Annotated in this window: 14 protein-coding genes and 3 pseudogenes; 4 read left to right on the top strand and 13 right to left on the bottom strand. The window is 61.5% G+C overall.

Annotated features, from left to right (window positions below; genetic code table 11):
* Nucleotides 1-68: 68 nt before the first annotated feature.
* From AC1DPX_RS22585 to AC1DPX_RS22600, 4 genes and pseudogenes are all read right to left on the bottom strand, one after another.
* Nucleotides 69-1622 (bottom strand): sugar ABC transporter ATP-binding protein, encoded by a 1554-nt coding sequence (locus AC1DPX_RS22585; RefSeq protein WP_477239684.1) that lies wholly within the window; start codon nucleotides 1620-1622, stop codon nucleotides 69-71.
* Nucleotides 1619-2701 (bottom strand): substrate-binding domain-containing protein, encoded by a 1083-nt coding sequence (locus AC1DPX_RS22590; RefSeq protein WP_477239685.1) that lies wholly within the window; start codon nucleotides 2699-2701, stop codon nucleotides 1619-1621. Before AC1DPX_RS22590 ends, AC1DPX_RS22585 begins: the two co-directional genes overlap by 4 nt.
* 204 nt (nucleotides 2702-2905) lie before the next feature.
* A pseudogene (locus tag AC1DPX_RS22595) lies at nucleotides 2906-3712 on the bottom strand (ParB/RepB/Spo0J family partition protein); the annotation flags it as partial.
* Nucleotides 3713-3894: 182 nt separating this feature from the next.
* Nucleotides 3895-4811: pseudogene (locus tag AC1DPX_RS22600) on the bottom strand (ArdC family protein).
* A 259-nt stretch (nucleotides 4812-5070) separates the two neighbouring features.
* On the opposite strand from AC1DPX_RS22600, the pseudogene AC1DPX_RS22605 reads away from it, so the two are divergent.
* Nucleotides 5071-5438, top strand: a pseudogene (locus AC1DPX_RS22605) (SOS response-associated peptidase family protein).
* Between the two features lie 103 nt (nucleotides 5439-5541).
* Here the strand turns inward: AC1DPX_RS22605 and AC1DPX_RS22610 are convergent.
* Nucleotides 5542-5958, bottom strand: coding sequence for a hypothetical protein (locus tag AC1DPX_RS22610; protein WP_477239686.1), 417 nt, complete (start codon nucleotides 5956-5958; stop codon nucleotides 5542-5544).
* 109 nt (nucleotides 5959-6067) lie between these two features.
* On the opposite strand from AC1DPX_RS22610, the gene AC1DPX_RS22615 reads away from it, so the two are divergent.
* Nucleotides 6068-6727, top strand: coding sequence for a DUF2971 domain-containing protein (locus tag AC1DPX_RS22615; RefSeq protein WP_477239687.1), 660 nt, complete (start codon nucleotides 6068-6070; stop codon nucleotides 6725-6727).
* 8 nt (nucleotides 6728-6735) lie between these two features.
* Here the strand turns inward: AC1DPX_RS22615 and AC1DPX_RS22620 are convergent, their stop codons facing one another.
* Entirely contained in the window at nucleotides 6736-7746 is a 1011-nt protein-coding gene (locus AC1DPX_RS22620) for a hypothetical protein (protein ID WP_477239688.1), read from the bottom strand.
* Between the two features lie 543 nt (nucleotides 7747-8289).
* Here AC1DPX_RS22620 and AC1DPX_RS22625 point away from each other — a divergent pair.
* Nucleotides 8290-8562, top strand: a complete 273-nt coding sequence (locus tag AC1DPX_RS22625) for a helix-turn-helix transcriptional regulator (protein ID WP_477239828.1) — start codon at nucleotides 8290-8292, stop codon at nucleotides 8560-8562.
* Between the two features lie 383 nt (nucleotides 8563-8945).
* On the opposite strand, the gene AC1DPX_RS22630 is transcribed toward AC1DPX_RS22625, so the two are convergent.
* From AC1DPX_RS22630 to AC1DPX_RS22660, 7 genes are all read right to left on the bottom strand, one after another.
* Nucleotides 8946-9464: a hypothetical protein gene (locus AC1DPX_RS22630; RefSeq protein ID WP_477239689.1), complete on the bottom strand. Its 519-nt coding sequence runs from the start codon at nucleotides 9462-9464 to the stop codon at nucleotides 8946-8948.
* Between the two features lie 175 nt (nucleotides 9465-9639).
* Nucleotides 9640-10896 (bottom strand): tyrosine-type recombinase/integrase, encoded by a 1257-nt coding sequence (locus AC1DPX_RS22635; RefSeq protein WP_477239690.1) that lies wholly within the window; start codon nucleotides 10894-10896, stop codon nucleotides 9640-9642.
* A 292-nt stretch (nucleotides 10897-11188) separates the two neighbouring features.
* Entirely contained in the window at nucleotides 11189-12751 is a 1563-nt protein-coding gene (guaA, locus tag AC1DPX_RS22640; RefSeq protein ID WP_202355845.1) for a glutamine-hydrolyzing GMP synthase, read from the bottom strand.
* Nucleotides 12752-12806: 55 nt separating this feature from the next.
* Nucleotides 12807-13472: a 5'-methylthioadenosine/S-adenosylhomocysteine nucleosidase gene (locus tag AC1DPX_RS22645; protein WP_477239691.1), complete on the bottom strand. Its 666-nt coding sequence runs from the start codon at nucleotides 13470-13472 to the stop codon at nucleotides 12807-12809.
* Nucleotides 13472-13930 (bottom strand): PaaI family thioesterase, encoded by a 459-nt coding sequence (locus tag AC1DPX_RS22650; protein ID WP_023686843.1) that lies wholly within the window; start codon nucleotides 13928-13930, stop codon nucleotides 13472-13474. Before AC1DPX_RS22650 ends, AC1DPX_RS22645 begins: the two co-directional genes overlap by 1 nt.
* Nucleotides 13931-14026: 96 nt before the next feature.
* Complete coding sequence (locus tag AC1DPX_RS22655; protein ID WP_477239692.1) at nucleotides 14027-14485, bottom strand: TspO/MBR family protein; 459 nt, start codon at nucleotides 14483-14485, stop codon at nucleotides 14027-14029.
* A 74-nt stretch (nucleotides 14486-14559) separates the two neighbouring features.
* A complete protein-coding gene (locus tag AC1DPX_RS22660) occupies nucleotides 14560-15849 on the bottom strand; it encodes an RsmB/NOP family class I SAM-dependent RNA methyltransferase (RefSeq protein ID WP_477239693.1) in 1290 nt (429 codons plus the stop codon).
* A gap of 302 nt (nucleotides 15850-16151) precedes the next feature.
* Here AC1DPX_RS22660 and AC1DPX_RS22665 point away from each other — a divergent pair, with 302 nt between their 5' ends.
* On the top strand, nucleotides 16152-16829 hold the full coding sequence (locus AC1DPX_RS22665; RefSeq protein WP_477239694.1) for an MIP family channel protein: 678 nt from the start codon (nucleotides 16152-16154) through the stop codon (nucleotides 16827-16829).
* Nucleotides 16830-16846: the final 17 nt, after the last annotated feature.

The following is a 16846-nucleotide window of genomic DNA, read 5'->3' on the forward strand; positions in this document are numbered from 1 at the left end:
ACCGCTCTGTCTCTTGGTTTGACGCAATTCCGGACGGAAAACCGCTTCACACTTTTCCTGGAATCGCTCTAGACACCGGCTGCCAGTTTCAGCAGCTGCGCTTCGCTCAGTTCGTTCCTGGTGACGGTTCCGGCGATGCGGCCATTGCGCAGCACCACTGCCCGATCGCAGATTTCGACGATCTCCTCGGCATCCGAGGACACCAGGAGGATGGCGCAGCCGGCAGCCGCCAGCTCGCTCCAGATCTGTGTGATCTCGGTGCGCGCACCGACATCAACGCCGCGCGTCGGGTCGACCAGCAGCAGGATGCGCACGCCGGCGGCCAGCCAGCGCGCCACCTGAACCTTCTGCTGGTTGCCGCCACTGAGCGTGCCGACCAGGACATCGATATCGCCGGCCTTGATCTTCAACCTGTCGAACAAATCGATGACCTTGCGCCGCGCTACAGGCCGATCGACGAAGCCGTGCCGGCTGAGAGCCTCGAGATCGGCCAGCACAGCATTGTCGTAGATCGAATGTTCGCCTGAAAGTCCGTCGCGCCGGTCCTGGGCGATCAAGCCGATACCCAGCCGCACGGCATCCGCCGGCTGGTTGATCGAAGCCTTCTCGCCAGCCACCAGGACGGTGCCCGCCGTTTCGCCGCGCCAGGCGCCGAACAGTGCCATGGTGGCTTCGACGACGCCGGAACCGAGCAGGCCGAACAGGCCAACGACCTCGCCGCGCCGCACGGCGATATCGAGGTGGCTGACCAGTTCCCTGCCGGCGGGATCACGCACCACCAGGTCGCGCGCCTCGATCGCTACCTCGCCAAGAGCACCTCCGCGGCTCCGGTGGTGGCGCGAGACACTGCGGCCGATCATAAGGTCGACCACTTGGTCGCGCGAGGTTTCGGCGGTGCGCAACGCACCGCTGATGCGGCCGTCGCGCATGATGACGATGCGGTCGGATACCTCGAACACTTCAGCCAGCCGATGCGAGACGAAGATGATGGCGACGCCGCGCGCGCTGAGCCTGCGCATGCTGTCGAACAGACGCTGCGTCTCTCGGTCGGTAAGAGCCGCCGTTGGCTCGTCGAGAATCAGCAACCGTGCATTCTTCGACAGCGCGCGCACGATCAGCACCAGTTGCTGGGAGGCGAGATCGAGGTCGCCGAGCGGCAGGGTCGGTTCGATGTCGAGACCGAAGTCAGCCAAGGCCGCCTTGGCACGGGCGCGCCGGAGCGGCCGGTCTATCAGACCGAACCGCTCCGGTTCGTTGTTGAGGAAAAGCCCTTCCTCAACGGTCAGGTCCGCCGCGACATTGATCTCTTGCGCCAGGAACGCGACGCCGGCCGCTTCTGCCTCGGCCACCGAATGGCACCGCAACGGCGAACCGTCCAGCATCACCTCGCCGCTGTAGGATCCAAACGGATAGAGGCCGGAGAGCACCTGGATCAGCGTCGACTTGCCGGCGCCATTCTGGCCCAGCAGGGCGACAATCTCGCCGGGGGCGATGTCGAGATCGACGTTGTCGACCGCCACCACCCCCGGAAATAATTTGGTCAACCCGCGCACATCGAGGAGCCTGACTTCAGCCGACATGGCATCGTTAGCCCGCGCCTTCGGATGTGCCGCTGCGATCATTTGCAGCTCGGCTTCTTGTCCGGAGCGTTCTTGTAAACCTCGTCCGACGACAGCCAGTAGTCGTGCTTGCAGACGAAATCAGCGATAGAGGCCTGATCCACATAGTAGATCGGCGTCTTCACCCAAGGCATGTCACGCACACCGTTGTTGATAGTGTCCTTGGCGTCGATGGGCTGGCACTGGGCCATGGCGATGGCAACCTGGGCGGCGGCGGTGCCCATCTCGTCGGGCGCCGGCCAGACGCTGCCATCCATCTTGCCGTCGACGATGGCCTGCATCGCTGCAAGCTCCATGTCCTGACCGGTCACCGGGATCGAGCCCGTGGCAAGGCCGGCGCCTTCGATCGCCTGCATGACACCGAGGGACTCGCCATCATAGGAGACGAGAAAGGCATGCACCTTGTTGTCGGTCTGTGTCAGCGCGTTCTCGGCAAAAGCCTGCGCCGGCTCGGCCTTCCAGCCCTTGGCGAACTGGTCCATGACGATCTTGATGTCGCCTTTGGTTACCGATGGATCGATGATCTCGTGGTAGCCGGCCTGCATATCGGTGGCGCCGGTCTGGCCCGGGTCGCCGCCGATCAGCGCGTAGTTGCCCTTCGGCACCTTGGCCAGGATCGCCTTGGCGGCGATCATTCCGCCCTCCTTGGCGTCGCGACCGATATAGGCGACCTGATCGGCGCCGGTGATCAGGTCGTTGTAGGAGGCGAGCGGGATGTGGGCGGTGGACGCCATCTCGGCGATCTGCGCGGCGACGTTGAAGTCGACCGGGTTGATGACGATGGCGTCGACACCCTGGGTGATGATGTTTTCGGCCTGCGACACCTGCGCCTGGGCATCGTTCTCGGCCGACTGCACCAAAACTTCGTAGCCCGCCGCCTCCGCGGTCTTCTTGAAGAAGGGCATGTCGGCATGCAGGTAGCGGAACGCCGTTTGTTGTTTCATCATGAAGGCGATGCGCTTGGTGGTGCCCGGCTTGCACTGGCCGTCTGCAGCCTGTGCCGGCATGGCGACGGCAATGGCGAGCAATGCCGTCGCGCCGGCGAATGCCAGCCGCACGTTTCCGATCCTTACGGTGTTCATGGCAAAAACCTCCCTGCGCCGGTGGCGGCGCCCCGGCTTGCTTGATTGATCAGTTCCTGTTGGGTCCAGGCTGCGCAAGCGCAGCCGGGGCAGTACATTCCCGGGCTGCCGGCAGGCGATGGCCGACCGGCAACCTCGCGGGGCTCAGCAGTCCGGCTTCTTGTCGGCCGCGTTCTTGTAGACCTCGTCGACCTTCAGCCAGTAGAGCTTTTCGGTGACAAGACGGTCGAGCAGCAGCGCGTCTTGGAGCCATCCGCCGTCATCGGACTGGAAGAGGTCACGCAGCACCTGGCCGCCAGCTGCCTCGTAGGCATCGAGCCCAACGAACACGGAACGCTTGTCGGAAGCGCGGACAGTGTTCTCCGTCAACATGCGGCGAATCTGGTATGGCTCTTTCGACCAGCTGTTCTTGATCGCCTCCCACACTTGCTCCTGTCTCGCGTGATCGTCACTAACCGAGAACGCTTCGAGCTGGGCGATCGTCATGCCGTCGTCGGCATAGACATCGAGCAGCGCCGGCGACACGGCGGTGAGCTTGAGGCGCTGCTTGACGATGGTGACGGAGATGAAGAAAGCGGCGGCAATCTCATCCTCCGACATGCCTTTGTCGCGCATGTCCTTGAACGCGCGATAGGCATCCAACGGATGAAGTGGAGCGCGATCGATGTTCTCGGCCAGCGAAACTTCCTCCGCCAGGACGGCGTTGCTGCCCATGACACAAGGAACGGGTGCGGTCTTGGCTAGCCGCCTCTGGTTCACGAGCATTTCGAGAGCGCGGTAGCGGCGGCCGCCGGCCGGCACCTCGAACATGCCCGTCTCCTCGCCGCCGGCATCGAGCACGGGACGAACATGAAGGCTCTGGATCAGGCCCCGGCGGGTGATCGAAGCTGCCAGATCCTCGATCGAGACGCCGGCCTTGATGCGCCGGACATTGGTCTGGGCGAGCACCAGCTTGTTGAAAGGAATGTCGCGCGAGGACGACAAGGTGATCTTTTGGACGGCAGTAGCCATGGTGTTTTCTCCGCGACGGTCGCCGAGAGCCTCTCTCTCGACCCAAACCCGTCATGAAATACCGGCACCCCTCTCACTCTCCTGGCCGCCAAACCGGGAAGCCGGCGAAGCGCGGTCCTACTCCGGCTCGGTGTGGCCCATCACGCGGCCTCCCGTTTGTCATTCGCTGCTGCCGCGGTCGCCTACTGGTCGACGCCAGGCTGGAAACCGAGGATGAACTCGGCGGCCTTCGACGCGGCGCCGGCGGCACGGACAATGGCGCGATTGTCCTCGCGCAGAACGTCGAGCCATGAACCGATATAGTCGGCATGGCGCACCGTCGGCACGATGGCGAGAGAAGCGCAGACAAAGGCCCCCACCATCTCTGCCACCAGTTCCTCCCGCGCATAGGATTTGGAGCCGAAGGAACCGGCCATGTCACGGCCGAGCCGGGAGGAATGGCCCGACCAATGCCCCAGTTCATGGAATGCGGTGCGGTGCCAATTGATCGGTTCGAAATAGGCGGCTGGCGGAGGGACCTGCACGAAGTCGCACGCTGGGCTGTAGAAGGCGCGGCTGCCTCCTATCCGAAAATCCGCGCCTGTGGCCCGGATCAGCGCCTCTGCTTGCGGTTCGATCATGTCGGGCGGAGGCGATGGTGCGACGGCGGCGATGTCCTCCGGAAGGTTCTCGCATTGATCGGTATTGAAGACTGTGAAGCGTTTGAGGAATGGAATCGCCTGTGCCTCGTCCCCGCTCTCAAGGGCTCGCTGGCGCTCATCGTCGGGCACGAAGCGATCGGCGTAGACGACGGTCGTGCCATGCTCGCCTTCTTGACGTTACCGCCGAGGGCGAGCGCCTGGCGGAATGTAAGTCAGCTCTGGCCGGTAAATCCGTGCTCGATGACCGCGCCCCACAGGATCAGGACGTTGATGCCGGAGTAGCGCCGGCGGGTCGACGCGTTTTCCGGCATGGCGAGCGGCGCATTTGCCGCCGCCGTCCCCCAGGGCTGTACCCACGGGATACGTCCGGCTTCCAACTCGGCGATGATCTTGTCGGTGATTTCCTGATAGAGGCCTGGCCGGTCATTGCCGGAACGGGCGCTAGCGGTTCTGGGCATCGCGGTTCTCCGCGACGGGCGCCAGGAGCCTCTCTCCCGACCTTCAACCCGTCACGGCAAACCCGGTCCGCACTCTCTCTCTCGTCGCCACGTCTCGTTGTATGGGTGAAGACCCGTCGCGGGCGAGGCTTCAGCTTTGCCGGCTGCCCAGCCCCTCGGGGTCGCCCTGATAGGCCTTCGAAAACGACGAAAAGTCGCTAAGCTGAAGGTCATGTGTAACGACTATGAGCAACACATCCGGTGGGCCGAATACTGCTAGATGATGCAGGACTTGGAACTCGGCATCCCCGCGCAACAGACAGAACTCGACCTGCCTCAGCGCTTTCTTCGAATTCACTGGCAAGAAATACCCAAAAGCCAAGCACCGGTTCACTTTGACGGGTGCCCCATTCATGGAGATCGCGGGCCTTTGGCGTGAGGGCCAAGGCAATCATCCGCCCGCCTTCACGATGCTGACGACCGAACCCGGCCCAGACGTCGCCCCCGATTCACGATCGTCAAATAGTCGTCCTGCAGCCATCGGATTGGGCGGCCTGGATTAATTTGACGAAACAAGAGGCGGAACTGCTCCGGTCACTTCCCGAGGGGGCGCTCACTGTCGAGACAATGCGGAAAGGGAGCGATTGACCCCGAGTTCGACGGCGCCAGAATAGGGGCAAGGGCTTCTGGGGACTCTACAAAGGCGGCACAACCACATCGGATTCGCGGGAACTGGCTGGCTGAGATCGATTCAGTCTCTCGCGGGGTAGATCGAATAGCCAAGTTCGCCGCGCGGATGCTCCTTGGCCCAGGCCACGACCTCGTCCGTCGGCACGACTAGCGTCGTTTGGCCCTTTGGGTAGTAGCAGTTCACGCCGGATTTCATCGTGAAGTCGCCGAACCCTGGGACATTAATGCGGCCGCTGCGTGTCCTGCGAAGCTCGATCGTCGACAATGTGTAGAGGAGCATGCCACCCTGTGTTTGGCGTACAACGGCAAGGGCCCCCTCCGGCTGGTTGCGGTAGTAGGACTCTATGTCGGCCACTGTTTGGCCGACGCACGGCGACAAGGGTGTCGGGTTCGCTTTTCGGTGTTCCTTCAACGCCTCAATTGTCTTTTGCGTGGCTTCAGACACTCGGCGCAGGGGTGGCAAGGGCATTTTGGTCATCGTTGCTCTGCAAATGGCTATCGATTCGCGGAGACTACATCAAACTGGGCATGCAAGGGTATTGGTTGCGGTAATCCCATATGATGACCACTTCCGGGAGGAGATCACCATGAGACTGTACTATTTCACGTCACAGAAGTACGGCCTCGCAGCGATCCGCGATAGCCGCCTGAAAATCGCGCGTATCAGCCAACTTAATGACCCGTTTGAATTTCTCGGCCTTGATGTCGAGCGGTCTGACCGGAGGGTGCTGAATGCGCGGAAAAAGCAGATGGATGCGCGCCATGGCATCGTCTGCATGAGTGTCGACTGGACCCACCCTCTTCTTTGGGGCCACTACGCAGATAAATACAAGGGAATGGCTCTCGGGTTCGATGTCGTCGATGATGGGTCGCTCCGGGTAGTCGAATACGATGCGCTTCGTCCCAAGTTGGCTGATCTCGGGCGGACCAGTCTGGACGACTTCACCGAAGAGGAGTTGAAGACCCGCCTTCTGTACCGAAAGTTCGACGCTTGGTGCTACGAAACCGAGTATCGGACCTTCTGCGAACTCGAGGAGAAAGACCCGGCGACGGGTCTCCATTTCCTGCCGTTTTCGGAACGCATGAAGTTGGCACAAGTCATTCTTGGACACCGCTGTACCGTTACCCGAGCAGAGTTGACACGAACGCTAGGAGACCACGTGGCAACGGTGAGTTCGTTTATGGCGAGGCCGGGTTTCCAAAGGTTCGAAGTAGTCGAGAACGCGCTGTACTCCGCCTGGAAGTGACGCCATGATCAAACCAGTTCGATCACCCGCCTTCGTTTGCTTCCGGATAGCTTGAAACGGCGAACCTTGACGCCAAGTGTCTCGATAGCTTTGTCGAAGCCACTCGGTATGTCCTCACCTGCGGGGATAACAAGTATCTTAGTGGCACCGCTGGTCGCGGCATGGGTCACAAGTTGTCCAATCGCGGTATAGAGTTGTTGTCGTCCGACACCCGTCTTGATCTCGTAAACCTCGATCACCCGCCCTGCTAGCTTTACGTAGCAGTCGATCAGTTTGGTGTTGAAGACTTCCTCACCGGGCCGGCAGGCGGCTCTTCGTTCGGCAACTACCTTATCCACAATGTCGCCGTGGTACGTCTCGTAAGTGAGCGTCCGACCTCGGCTGCCGCGCTTCGTGCCTGAGAATTCTCTGTTGTACCGATCGTCCTCCTCTATCCTCTTTTTGAATGCGGGGGTGCTGAGCTCGCCGCTTTTCACCGCAGCCTTGAAGTCCGCAACTTTGGTGGCGAAGCGCGACAGTCGCCCAACGAAGTCGTCGTCGGCCATGTTTCCAACCGGAATTGCCTCGCGCACTCTTCCGTCTTCGCAGAGGACGTCGACCATTCTTATCCGTGACCAGAGGAGAAAGGCGTTCTTTCCGATCCCCTTTCGGCCTCCGCCAACCGCGCCGTCATGCATCAGGTAGATGTCGCCTGTCTCTTCGTCTTCGGCAAAGGCTCCGGCGACTTGCCAGCTATTGCTTGGGGCGGGGACATTTATCTCGACGGTGATGTGCTGCACGGGCCGTTCGGCGAGGATACCAAACGCATTCCAGAATTTCGGAATCTCGGCATTGTCCGGTGTCCGGCTGATCGAAGCCCAAAGTTCACCTTCGCCATGCGAGAACACCTCGCGATCTACGTTGCCACCTCTGAAGCCGACGTTCACCGCACCCTGAGAGGGGACGGAATTCTTCACGATCTGGGCCAGCATTTTCTGGGCCGCCTTCTTGGCTTTCATTTCATGTACGAGCCTGAGCATGTCGTCCTCCCATTTTCGACAACGTAAGCACGTCCTGGCTGGAGGTACCACAAGAGGATCGATCTCGGGTCCGCTTGCTCTGACAGGCTGGCCAGCGTTCTTGCGATCCGCGCCGACGACAGTCGGCGCCCAACAAAAGTGGCGTATAAACCGCAGTCCTGCGCGCGTCCGCAATAGCGGACAATTGTCGCGCGTTGGACGGAGGAAATTCGCCCCCGCCGCGGGCGGTTAACGGGACAGCCGTAGGAGCGTCAGCATAGCGACGGCCGCAGGCCGGGACGCGGGACCGACTGTCCCCGACCGCGGCGGTCCGCTCCGGCAATTGCCTGACATTGGCGATAATGCGCGGCCAGTCCATGCATTTCGACCACCAGGAAGAGGACGCAGCGGAGTGCTCGGTGACGCGTGTATGTCCTGTCTGTACTCAATTTTCGCCATTTCCACGACGTCTCCCAAATGCGCCTTTTCTTAATGATCGATTGAATCCAGACTCTTCGAACGCTCGGACAGGAGGTTTTCATGATTTCAAAGAAAGACGCGACAATGAGTCGGGCCATTCGGCGTAAGGAATTGCGGAACATCGTGCCTCTGGCCGACAGCACAATCTACGAGATGGAGCAGCGGGGGGCATTTCCTCGACGCTTCGCCTTGACCCCGCGCTGCGTCGTTTGGGATCTGAGCGAGGTTCAAGCCTGGCTTGCGGCGCGCCGCTCAAAGCCGATACTCCGCGCGCCCAAACCCGACCTGAAGCAGCGCCGAGCAAGTCTAGTCAGAGAGCCAGATCGGGCTGCAGGATCAGCATCAACGGTGGGATGATCGTCGGGAGGCAGGTCTTGCCGCCGACCCAAGGTCTCGACGATATCCGACCATTTCTGCGTCATCCGGCAGCCTTGCACATCACTGCGCGATATCGACGCGGGACCGCTGCAAGCAGCTCCACCTTTCGCACGAGGCGTGAGTTTCGACCTCGTAGGGATTGATCGTGACTTGCTGTCGGGTTGCATGCCGGTGACAGAAGAAGAACACTCCGCCAAAGTGAATCCCGCGATGAAGCGGCCTACGTCCGACCGGCGGAACTATTACGATTTGTAGGGCGCTGAAGTTCGAGCCCAAGGCACGCCTCCGCTACATCACGAAAGGCCGGCCAGGCCCCACGCATGCTGCATTCACGGCTTTGCAGAAGCGAATTCGTGAAGCAGCTATTCTTCTACCTCGGAGGAGATCTCGGCATAAACGGCGTCGATTTCGGCCTGAGCAGTGCGTACCATTCTTTCTACCTTTTCAGGATCCAAGCCGAATTCTTCAGGTGTGGGCATGCCCTTGCGCCTGTGCTTCTGCCAGCGATCGAGAGCCTTGTTATATTCAGCGTTTCGCAGGTCGAATTCGACAGCTGCCTGATGCCGTTCATCTTCGAAGAGATTGGCCTCCATAGTCTCGCGTCGCCAAGTCGCTGCGATAAGCCAGTGGTGATAGGCGTATTCATATTGTGCTGTCGTGTGATATTGACGCGCATGCCTTTCGAGGCCGTGATATTCGATGTTGTTCTTTAAGATCGTGCGCGCATCAATGGGTGTGACAGAGTCGTCTCTCCATTTGAAATCCCGTTTCATGTAGGGAAAAAGGCCGGTAATACCGCCCGCGTCACCGAAGTGAAGGGCGATGAACTTACGCACAAGTGCATGATAGCCGGGTCTCCAACTCCCTATCGCTCGCTTCAAGTTCTGCTCCTCCTGCTATCATCATGCTCGTACATATTTGGTACTCGGTATGCCGCAGCACTCCAAGCGTTGCACCCGCAGTTTACTCGCCAAAGTGCCAAGAGACGTTTGCGAGTTTGGCCAGACACGCGGCCCGCCGCCCAGGACCAATTTAAGCAGCGCCGAGTTCGACCGCTCAGAGAGCCGGATCAGGCTCCAGCAGTGGCATCATCGGCGGGATAAGCGTCGGGACGAACTTCTTGCCGCCGACCCAGGCATCGATGATGTCTGACCATTCCTGCATCATGTGGCGGCGCTGCATTTCATATTCGGCTTTGTTGTAGACACCACGCGACGAGCGCCCGTCCTCGTGGGCCAGGCATTTCTCGATCCAATCGCTGTTGAAGCCAAGTTCATTCAATAGGGTCGAGCCCGTTCGCCGCAGGTCGTGAACCGTAAACGGCTCCAGAGGCAGCCCGTTCGCCTTCGCCCGTTCGACGACCGCGTAAGTGATCCGATTAAACGTAGCGCGCGACATGGGGGCGTCCGCGTYGTACCGCGATGGAAGAAGGTATCTCGAATTTCCCGCACAAGTCTTCAGGGCAATCATGATGTCGAGAGCCTGACGCGATAGGTAGACGTTATGCGCCTTCGAGCGCTTCATCCGCTCCTTCGGGATCGTCCAGACCGCATTCTCGAAATCGACCTCGTCCCACACCGCGTCCTGCAGCTCGCTCTTGCGCACCATGGTGAGCAGATAAAGCCGCATTCCCAAACGGATCGTGGGAATTGTGGCGACGTGCTCCAGCTGCTTCAGCATCACGCGAATTTCCGAGGGCGAAAGCGAGCGGTCCTTCGGCACGAAAGTAGCAATTGACGCGGGCCCAACTTCATCAGCCGGATTGGCCACCTTCTCCCCGTGCAAAATCGCGAAGCCGTAGATCTGCTTCAGGATGTCTCGAACATGGATGGCGGTCGCCGGGGCGCCACGCTCAACGATAGCGCCGCAATGGGCCCGCAGGTCATCCGGCGTAATCTCCGTCAGCAGGCGATTGCGCCAGATCGGAAGAAGCTCCCGCTCGAAGATGGCGCGCCGCATGGCGCGGGTGCTGTCGGCCATCGGTGCGGCAGTGAGCCACTTCTCCCCGAACTCGCCAAAGCTCTTCGCCTCTTTCAGGCGACGCTTGTCGCGCTGCTTCTCGATCGCCGGCGATCGGCCATCGCCAATAGCGCGCTTTGCGTCGAGGCACTTTTCTCGCGCCAACGCGAGCGAGATTCCATCTCTCCCATATCTGCCTAGATAGACCGTCTCGCGGCGTCCATTCAGCCTGTAATCCAGCCGAAACGAGATCGCGCCACTGGGCATGACGCGGACGTACATGCCGTCACGATCAGCAATCTTGTAGATTTTATCTTTTGGTTTCAGCGCTTTAAGAGCGATGTCCGTCAACATTCCCATTGCCTCCTGAAAAGTACCGTCAGGACAATTTAGAGGCTTCGCGGCAGGAAATTCCCTTTTTCTTCAATGCCTTAAGGCACAAAAAAGTACCGTCACGAGCCCATTGACTCTGACGGTACTCAGAAAAAATCGGGCGGGCAATATGCGGAAGGTCCGTCAGGGGGTCCGTCAAAGCAAATCCTAGCGCACCGATTGTCGCTGATTGTCCCTGAAAGGATTTATTTTTGTTTTCAGTATGTTACGTCGCAGATTGGCGTATTTTCGGCGGCGTCTGAGTGGGCCTGAATCATTCCCACTCGATTGTACCAGGCGGCTTCGACGTTACGTCGTAGACGACGCGGTTGATGCCGCGGACCTCGTTGATGATGCGGGTAGCGGCGGCGCCCAGGAAGGCCATGTCGTAGTGGTAGAAATCCGCCGTCATGCCGTCGACCGAAGTGACGGCGCGCAGCGCGCAGACGAATTCGTAAGTGCGGCCGTCGCCCATCACGCCGACTGTCTGTACAGGCAAGAGCACGGCGAAGGCCTGCCAGATGGCGTCATAGAGGCCGGCCTTGCGGATCTCGTCGAGATAGATGGCGTCGGCCTCGCGCAGGATCTCGAGCTTCTCGCGGGTGATGCCGCCCGGGCAGCGTATGGCGAGACCCGGACCCGGGAACGGATGGCGGCCGATGAAGCTTTCGGGCAGGCCGAGTTCCTTGCCGAGCGCCCGCACCTCGTCCTTGAACAGTTCGCGCAGCGGCTCGACCAACTGCATGTTCATGCGCTCGGGCAGGCCGCCGACATTGTGGTGCGACTTGATGGTCACCGACGGACCGCCGGTGAAGGAGACGCTTTCGATCACGTCGGGATAGAGCGTGCCCTGTGCCAGGAAGTCGGCGCCACCGAGTTTCTTGGCCTCTTCCTCGAACACTTCGATGAACAGCCGGCCGATGGTCTTGCGCTTCTTCTCCGGGTCAACCTCGCCTTCCAGCGCCGAGATGAATTTTTCCGAGGCATCGACCAGGATCAGCGGCAGATTGTAGTGCTGGCGGAACATCGCCACCACGCCCGCCGCCTCATCCTTGCGCATCAGGCCATGGTCGACGAGGATGCAGGTGAGCTGGTCGCCGACCGCCTCGTGGATCAAAAGCGCCGCGACCGAGGAATCCACGCCCCCCGACAGCGCGCAGATGACCTTGCCCTTGCCGACCTGCTTGCGGATCGCCTCGACCGCGTGCTCGCGGTAGGCACGCATCGTCCAGTCGCCCTCGATGCCGGCGATGTTGTGGACGAAATTCCTGAGCAGCCTGGCGCCGTCGGGCGTGTGCACCACCTCGGGGTGGAACATGATGCCGTACATCTTGCGCTCGACATTGCCGAAAATGGCGAAGGGCGAGCTTTCCGACTTGCCGAAAACCTGAAAACCCGGCGGCAGGGCGATGACGCGGTCGCCATGGCTCATCCAGACCTGATGGCGCTGGCCGGTGGCCCACAGGCCGTCGAACAGCGGACTGTCCTTCTCGATCTCGACGAAAGCGCGGCCGAACTCACGGTGGTTGGAGCTTTCAGCGACACCACCCATCTGCACGCACATGGCCATCTGGCCGTAGCAGATGCCGAGCACCGGCACGCCGGCATCGAAGACGATCTGCGGCGCGCGCGGGCTGCCGATATCCGATGTCGAGGCCGGACCACCCGACAGGATGACGGCTTTGGGATTGATGCGCTTGAAGGCGGCTTCGGCCGATTGGAACGGCACGATCTCGGAAAACACGCCGGCCTCACGGATGCGGCGGGCGATGAGCTGCGTAAACTGGCTGCCGAAATCGACAATCAGGACGGTGTCGGGATGATTGGCTGTTTTCATGGCGAGCGTTTAGAGAAAGAAATGAGTCGACGCAATGGGTTGAGTAGCCTGACTTTCAGACTGGCCTGGGCTGGTCATTGGACGGAGCGGTCCGCAGCAGGCCCGTGCCGATCGCCTGTTCGAGGCGCATGACGGCGTCGGCCAGCCTTTCATCGATGACATGGAGATATTCGGTCCAGTCGCCGACATGCCTGAGATCGGCGGCGCCGTCGGAAATGCCGCGCAGCCCGATCAGGGGCACATCGAACAGCTGGCAGGCGCGCAGGCAGGCAAAGGTTTCCATGTCGACCATGTCGGCCGCGATAGTGTCATAGGCCGCGCCGGTGATGACGGCGCCGCCGGTCGACAGCGTGGCCTGCTTGATTTCGGGAATACGAAACGGCAGCGGCACGGTGACCGGCAGGTCGAGAAACGGCGTCGCGCCTTTCTCGAAACCCAGGGGCGAGGCATCGATGTCGCGATAGCTGATCGAGACGGCCTGATAGATTTCCGTCTGTTCCAGGGTCCGGCTGCCGGCTGAGCCGAGCGAGACGATGAGGTCCGGCAGCGCCTTTTCCGACTTCAGCCAGGAGAGTTCGGCGCCGAGCCGGACACCGGCTTCGACCGGTCCGACACCCGTCATCAGCGGCGTGAACAGTTTTTGCAGATGCGGGCCATATTCGGCGTGCGCCGCCATGACGAAGAGGACATCCTTGCCGCCAATTCGAGTCGTGTTTGCCATCAGCCAGCAATCCCATCCCGGCCAACAACCGTCATCATTGTGCCCGTCATGGTGGCGATGAGCTTGGCCTCGCCATCGGCGGCGAAGGCATAGGCTTGGCCGTCGGCGACGATGATGGTGCGGCCGGGCTTGGTCACCGAGCCCCGGAACAGGAACCGCTCGCCCCTGCCCGGCGCCAGGAGGTTCACCTTGAATTCGATGGTCAGCACGCCGGAATTCTCCGGCATCAGGGAAAAGGCGGCATAGCCGCAGGCCGAATCCAGCGCCGTCGAGATGACGCCGGCATGCAGGAAGCCGTGCTGCTGGGTCAGCGCCGCCGAATAGGGCATCTCGATCTCGATGATGCCGGGCGTCACCAGCGTCAGTTCGGCGCCGATCGTCGCCATTGCCTGCTGGCGCGCGAAGGACGCCCTGACGCGATCCTCATAATCCGGAGCCGGTACGATCTTTGCTGCCATCGCAATTGCCTTCAGTTTTGCCGGGAAAGCTTATCGCAGAGGCACGGGCGGCAGGCAAATGCTTTTGCTGCACTGCAACAAAACGACATTGGGGTCCTAGTTCAGCAGGAGAAGCGAAGCGTTGAGCACGGTGGCGAAGGCTACCCATGCCGCGTAAGGCACGAACAGCCAGCCGGAAAGCCTGTCACGGTTCCAGACGCTGGCGATGAACGCTACGATGCTGGCAAGAAGAAGCATGATGACGACCAAGGCGGATCCCATCATCTTTGCGCCGAAGAAGGTTGGCGACCACACGAAATTCAGCACGAGCTGCACGCCCCAGATCTGCATCGCCTTACCCGTCGGCTCGCGCACCCAAGTCCGCCAGCCGGCCACCGCGATCAGCACATAGAGCAGTGTCCATGCAGGCGCGAAGACCCAGTTGGGCGGATTGAAGGGCGGCTTGACCAGCGATGCATACCAGGCGCCCGGCAACGTTGCGTAGCCGATCAGCAGGCCTCCACCGAGCACCAGGACAAGGAAAAGCAACAGCGACAGCGACAGATATTTCTTCAAGAATCCCACCCCATAGCGGCACGGCGCCGCGCAACTGGAACTGGGGCACGATCGCTGCCTGTCAACGGCAGCGGTCAACGCGCCTTGCGCATGGCGCAGAAATAGAACCCGTCCGTGCCGCTCAGTGCCGGGGACAGCGATATATCTCCGCCAGCGCCGATCCGCACGGCCGCCTCATGACCCGGAAAATGGCGATCCCACAACGCGCGGTGTTCGACCGGAGCAAAGCCGCTGCTGCGCTTGCGGAACGCCGCGATCTGCTCGCCATTCTCCTCGTCGAAAACCGAACAGGTGATGTAGACCAGCAGGCCGCCGGGTTTGACATAGGCTTGTGCCGCATCGAGGATCGCCGACTGCTCACCCTTGCGGGCGTCGAGCTGCCTTTGCGTCAGTCGCCATTTGGCATCGGGACGGCGGCGCCAGGTGCCGCTGCCGGTGCAGGGCGCGTCGACCAGCACGATGTCCATGTGATTGGCCAGCGGAGCGAGTTCGGCCGGCTTGGTGACGACCTGCACATTGCGGTTTTCGGAGCGGCGGATGCGGTCGAAGATCGGCGCGAGGCGGGCCTTTTCGGCATCATGGGCGAAGATCTGGCCGCGATTGTCCATCGCGGCCGACAGCGCCAGCGTCTTGCCACCGGCGCCGGCGCAGAAGTCGAGCACCTGCATGCCGGCCTCGGCGCCGGCAAGTGTCGCCGCTATTTGCGAGCCCTCGTCCTGGACTTCGAACCAGCCTTTCTGGAAGGCCGGCTCGGCCTGCACGTTCGGATGCCTGCCGTCGCCGTCGATGGGCGGAATGCGAATGCCGAGCGGCGCGATCCGCGCGGGCTGCGCGCCCGTATCGGCCAGTTCCTTGAGCACCTTGGCACGATCGGCCTGCAGCGTGTTGACCCTGATGTCGAGCGGCGGGCGGGTCGCAAGTGCCGCCCCCTCGCCGACCCATGCCTCGCCAAAGGCCCGTTCGAAAAGCGGTTCGCACCAGTCGGGGATGTCGGCGCGCACCGCGGGCGGCGCGTCGGCAAGCCGGCGACCGGCGACCGTTTGCAATTCGGTGGCGCTGAGCAGCGGCGGCGCGAACTTGTCGCCGTCGAGCGCGTCGTTGAGCGACTGCGCCGTCTGGCCCCATTCGAGCAGCAATGCACCTAAGCCGATAGCGCGTGGCGTGTCCTCGCCGAGCAGCCAGCCGGCCGAGCGCTTGTGGCGCAGCGCGTCATAGACGATGTTGCCGATGGCCGCGCGATCGCCGCCGCCGGCGAAGCGATGCGACAGGCCCCAATCCTTCAGCGCATCGGCCACCGGCCGGTGACGCCGGCCAATGTCCTCCAGCACTTCGATGGCCGCAGCCAGCCGTCCGCCCAGTCGCATCGGTCATTCCATCAAATCGAGATCTATCGCCTGCTCTTAGAGCCTTTCGCTTCCGGATTGAACCCCGGTCCATCCAGCGACGAAGAGGCAGCCTGAAATCTGTCCGATCCATAAATATCGCGGGCTGGCGACAGCACATCGATTAATAGATGCAAGGTCTCTAATGTTCGTAACTGGCGAACGCAAGCACGGCCTGTGGCGCAACCGCTCTGCTTTCCAAGTTTTTCCGTTGGGAATACTCTTCACACCATGATTCGCGGCGTGGAAAACGCGGACCGGCGGATCGCTACGAGGAGAGGGCAATGAAAACTTATCTGGCGGAAGTTCTAGGCACATTTCTGTTGGTGTTCATCGGCACGGCGTCGGTGGTGACGGGCGGCTTCGGCGGCGCGCTGCCGCTCGGCCAGGAAGGTATTGGTCTGGCATTCGGCATCGGCCTCATCGCAGCAGCCTATGCGATCGGCCCGATTTCGGGCGCGCATCTCAATCCGGCGGTGACGCTCGGCGTCTTCCTTGCCGGACGGCTGCCGGCCAAGGACGTCATCCCCTATTGGATCGCCCAGATCATCGGCGCCATCCTGGCTTCGCTGGCGCTGTGGGTCATCGTTTCCGGCCAGGCCGGCGGTCACACCACCGGCTTCGGCGCCAATGGCTGGGACGAAACGAAATGGGGCATGAGTTCGGCCTTCTTGTGGGAGCTGATCGGCACCTTCACCTTCGTCACGGTGATCCTGGGCGTGACCGCTGAAAAGCACTCGACGGCGTTTGCCGGCCTGGTCATCGGCCTGACACTGGCGGGCATTCACTTCGCCATGATCCCGGTCACCGGCACCTCGGTCAATCCGGCCCGCTCCATCGGCCCGGCGCTGTTCACCGGCGGCGCTGCGCTCAGCCAGCTCTGGCTGTTCATCGTCGCCCCGCTGATCGGCGGCGCCATCGCCGGCGTCGTCGCCAAGGCACGCGTCTTCGAGAAGGACTGATCTCGAAAGCCTGAACG

The organism is Mesorhizobium sp. 01N446 (genome assembly GCF_056399285.1).

Bases quoted from the DNA above. Each gene is read 5' to 3' on its own strand.
- AC1DPX_RS22650 (WP_023686843.1), bottom strand. From the start codon at position 13,930: ATGGCAGCAAAGATCGTACCGGCTCCGGATTATGAGGATCGCGTCAGG.
- AC1DPX_RS22660 (WP_477239693.1), bottom strand. From the start codon at position 15,849: ATGCGACTGGGCGGACGGCTGGCTGCGGCCATCGAAGTGCTGGAGGAC.
- guaA (WP_202355845.1), bottom strand. From the start codon at position 12,751: ATGAAAACAGCCAATCATCCCGACACCGTCCTGATTGTCGATTTCGGC.
- AC1DPX_RS22585 (WP_477239684.1), bottom strand. From the start codon at position 1,622: ATGATCGCAGCGGCACATCCGAAGGCGCGGGCTAACGATGCCATGTCG.
- AC1DPX_RS22590 (WP_477239685.1), bottom strand. From the start codon at position 2,701: ATGAACACCGTAAGGATCGGAAACGTGCGGCTGGCATTCGCCGGCGCG.
- AC1DPX_RS22610 (WP_477239686.1), bottom strand. From the start codon at position 5,958: ATGACCAAAATGCCCTTGCCACCCCTGCGCCGAGTGTCTGAAGCCACG.
- AC1DPX_RS22665 (WP_477239694.1), top strand. From the start codon at position 16,152: ATGAAAACTTATCTGGCGGAAGTTCTAGGCACATTTCTGTTGGTGTTC.
- AC1DPX_RS22615 (WP_477239687.1), top strand. From the start codon at position 6,068: ATGAGACTGTACTATTTCACGTCACAGAAGTACGGCCTCGCAGCGATC.
- AC1DPX_RS22645 (WP_477239691.1), bottom strand. From the start codon at position 13,472: ATGGCAAACACGACTCGAATTGGCGGCAAGGATGTCCTCTTCGTCATG.
- AC1DPX_RS22620 (WP_477239688.1), bottom strand. From the start codon at position 7,746: ATGCTCAGGCTCGTACATGAAATGAAAGCCAAGAAGGCGGCCCAGAAA.
- AC1DPX_RS22625 (WP_477239828.1), top strand. From the start codon at position 8,290: ATGAGTCGGGCCATTCGGCGTAAGGAATTGCGGAACATCGTGCCTCTG.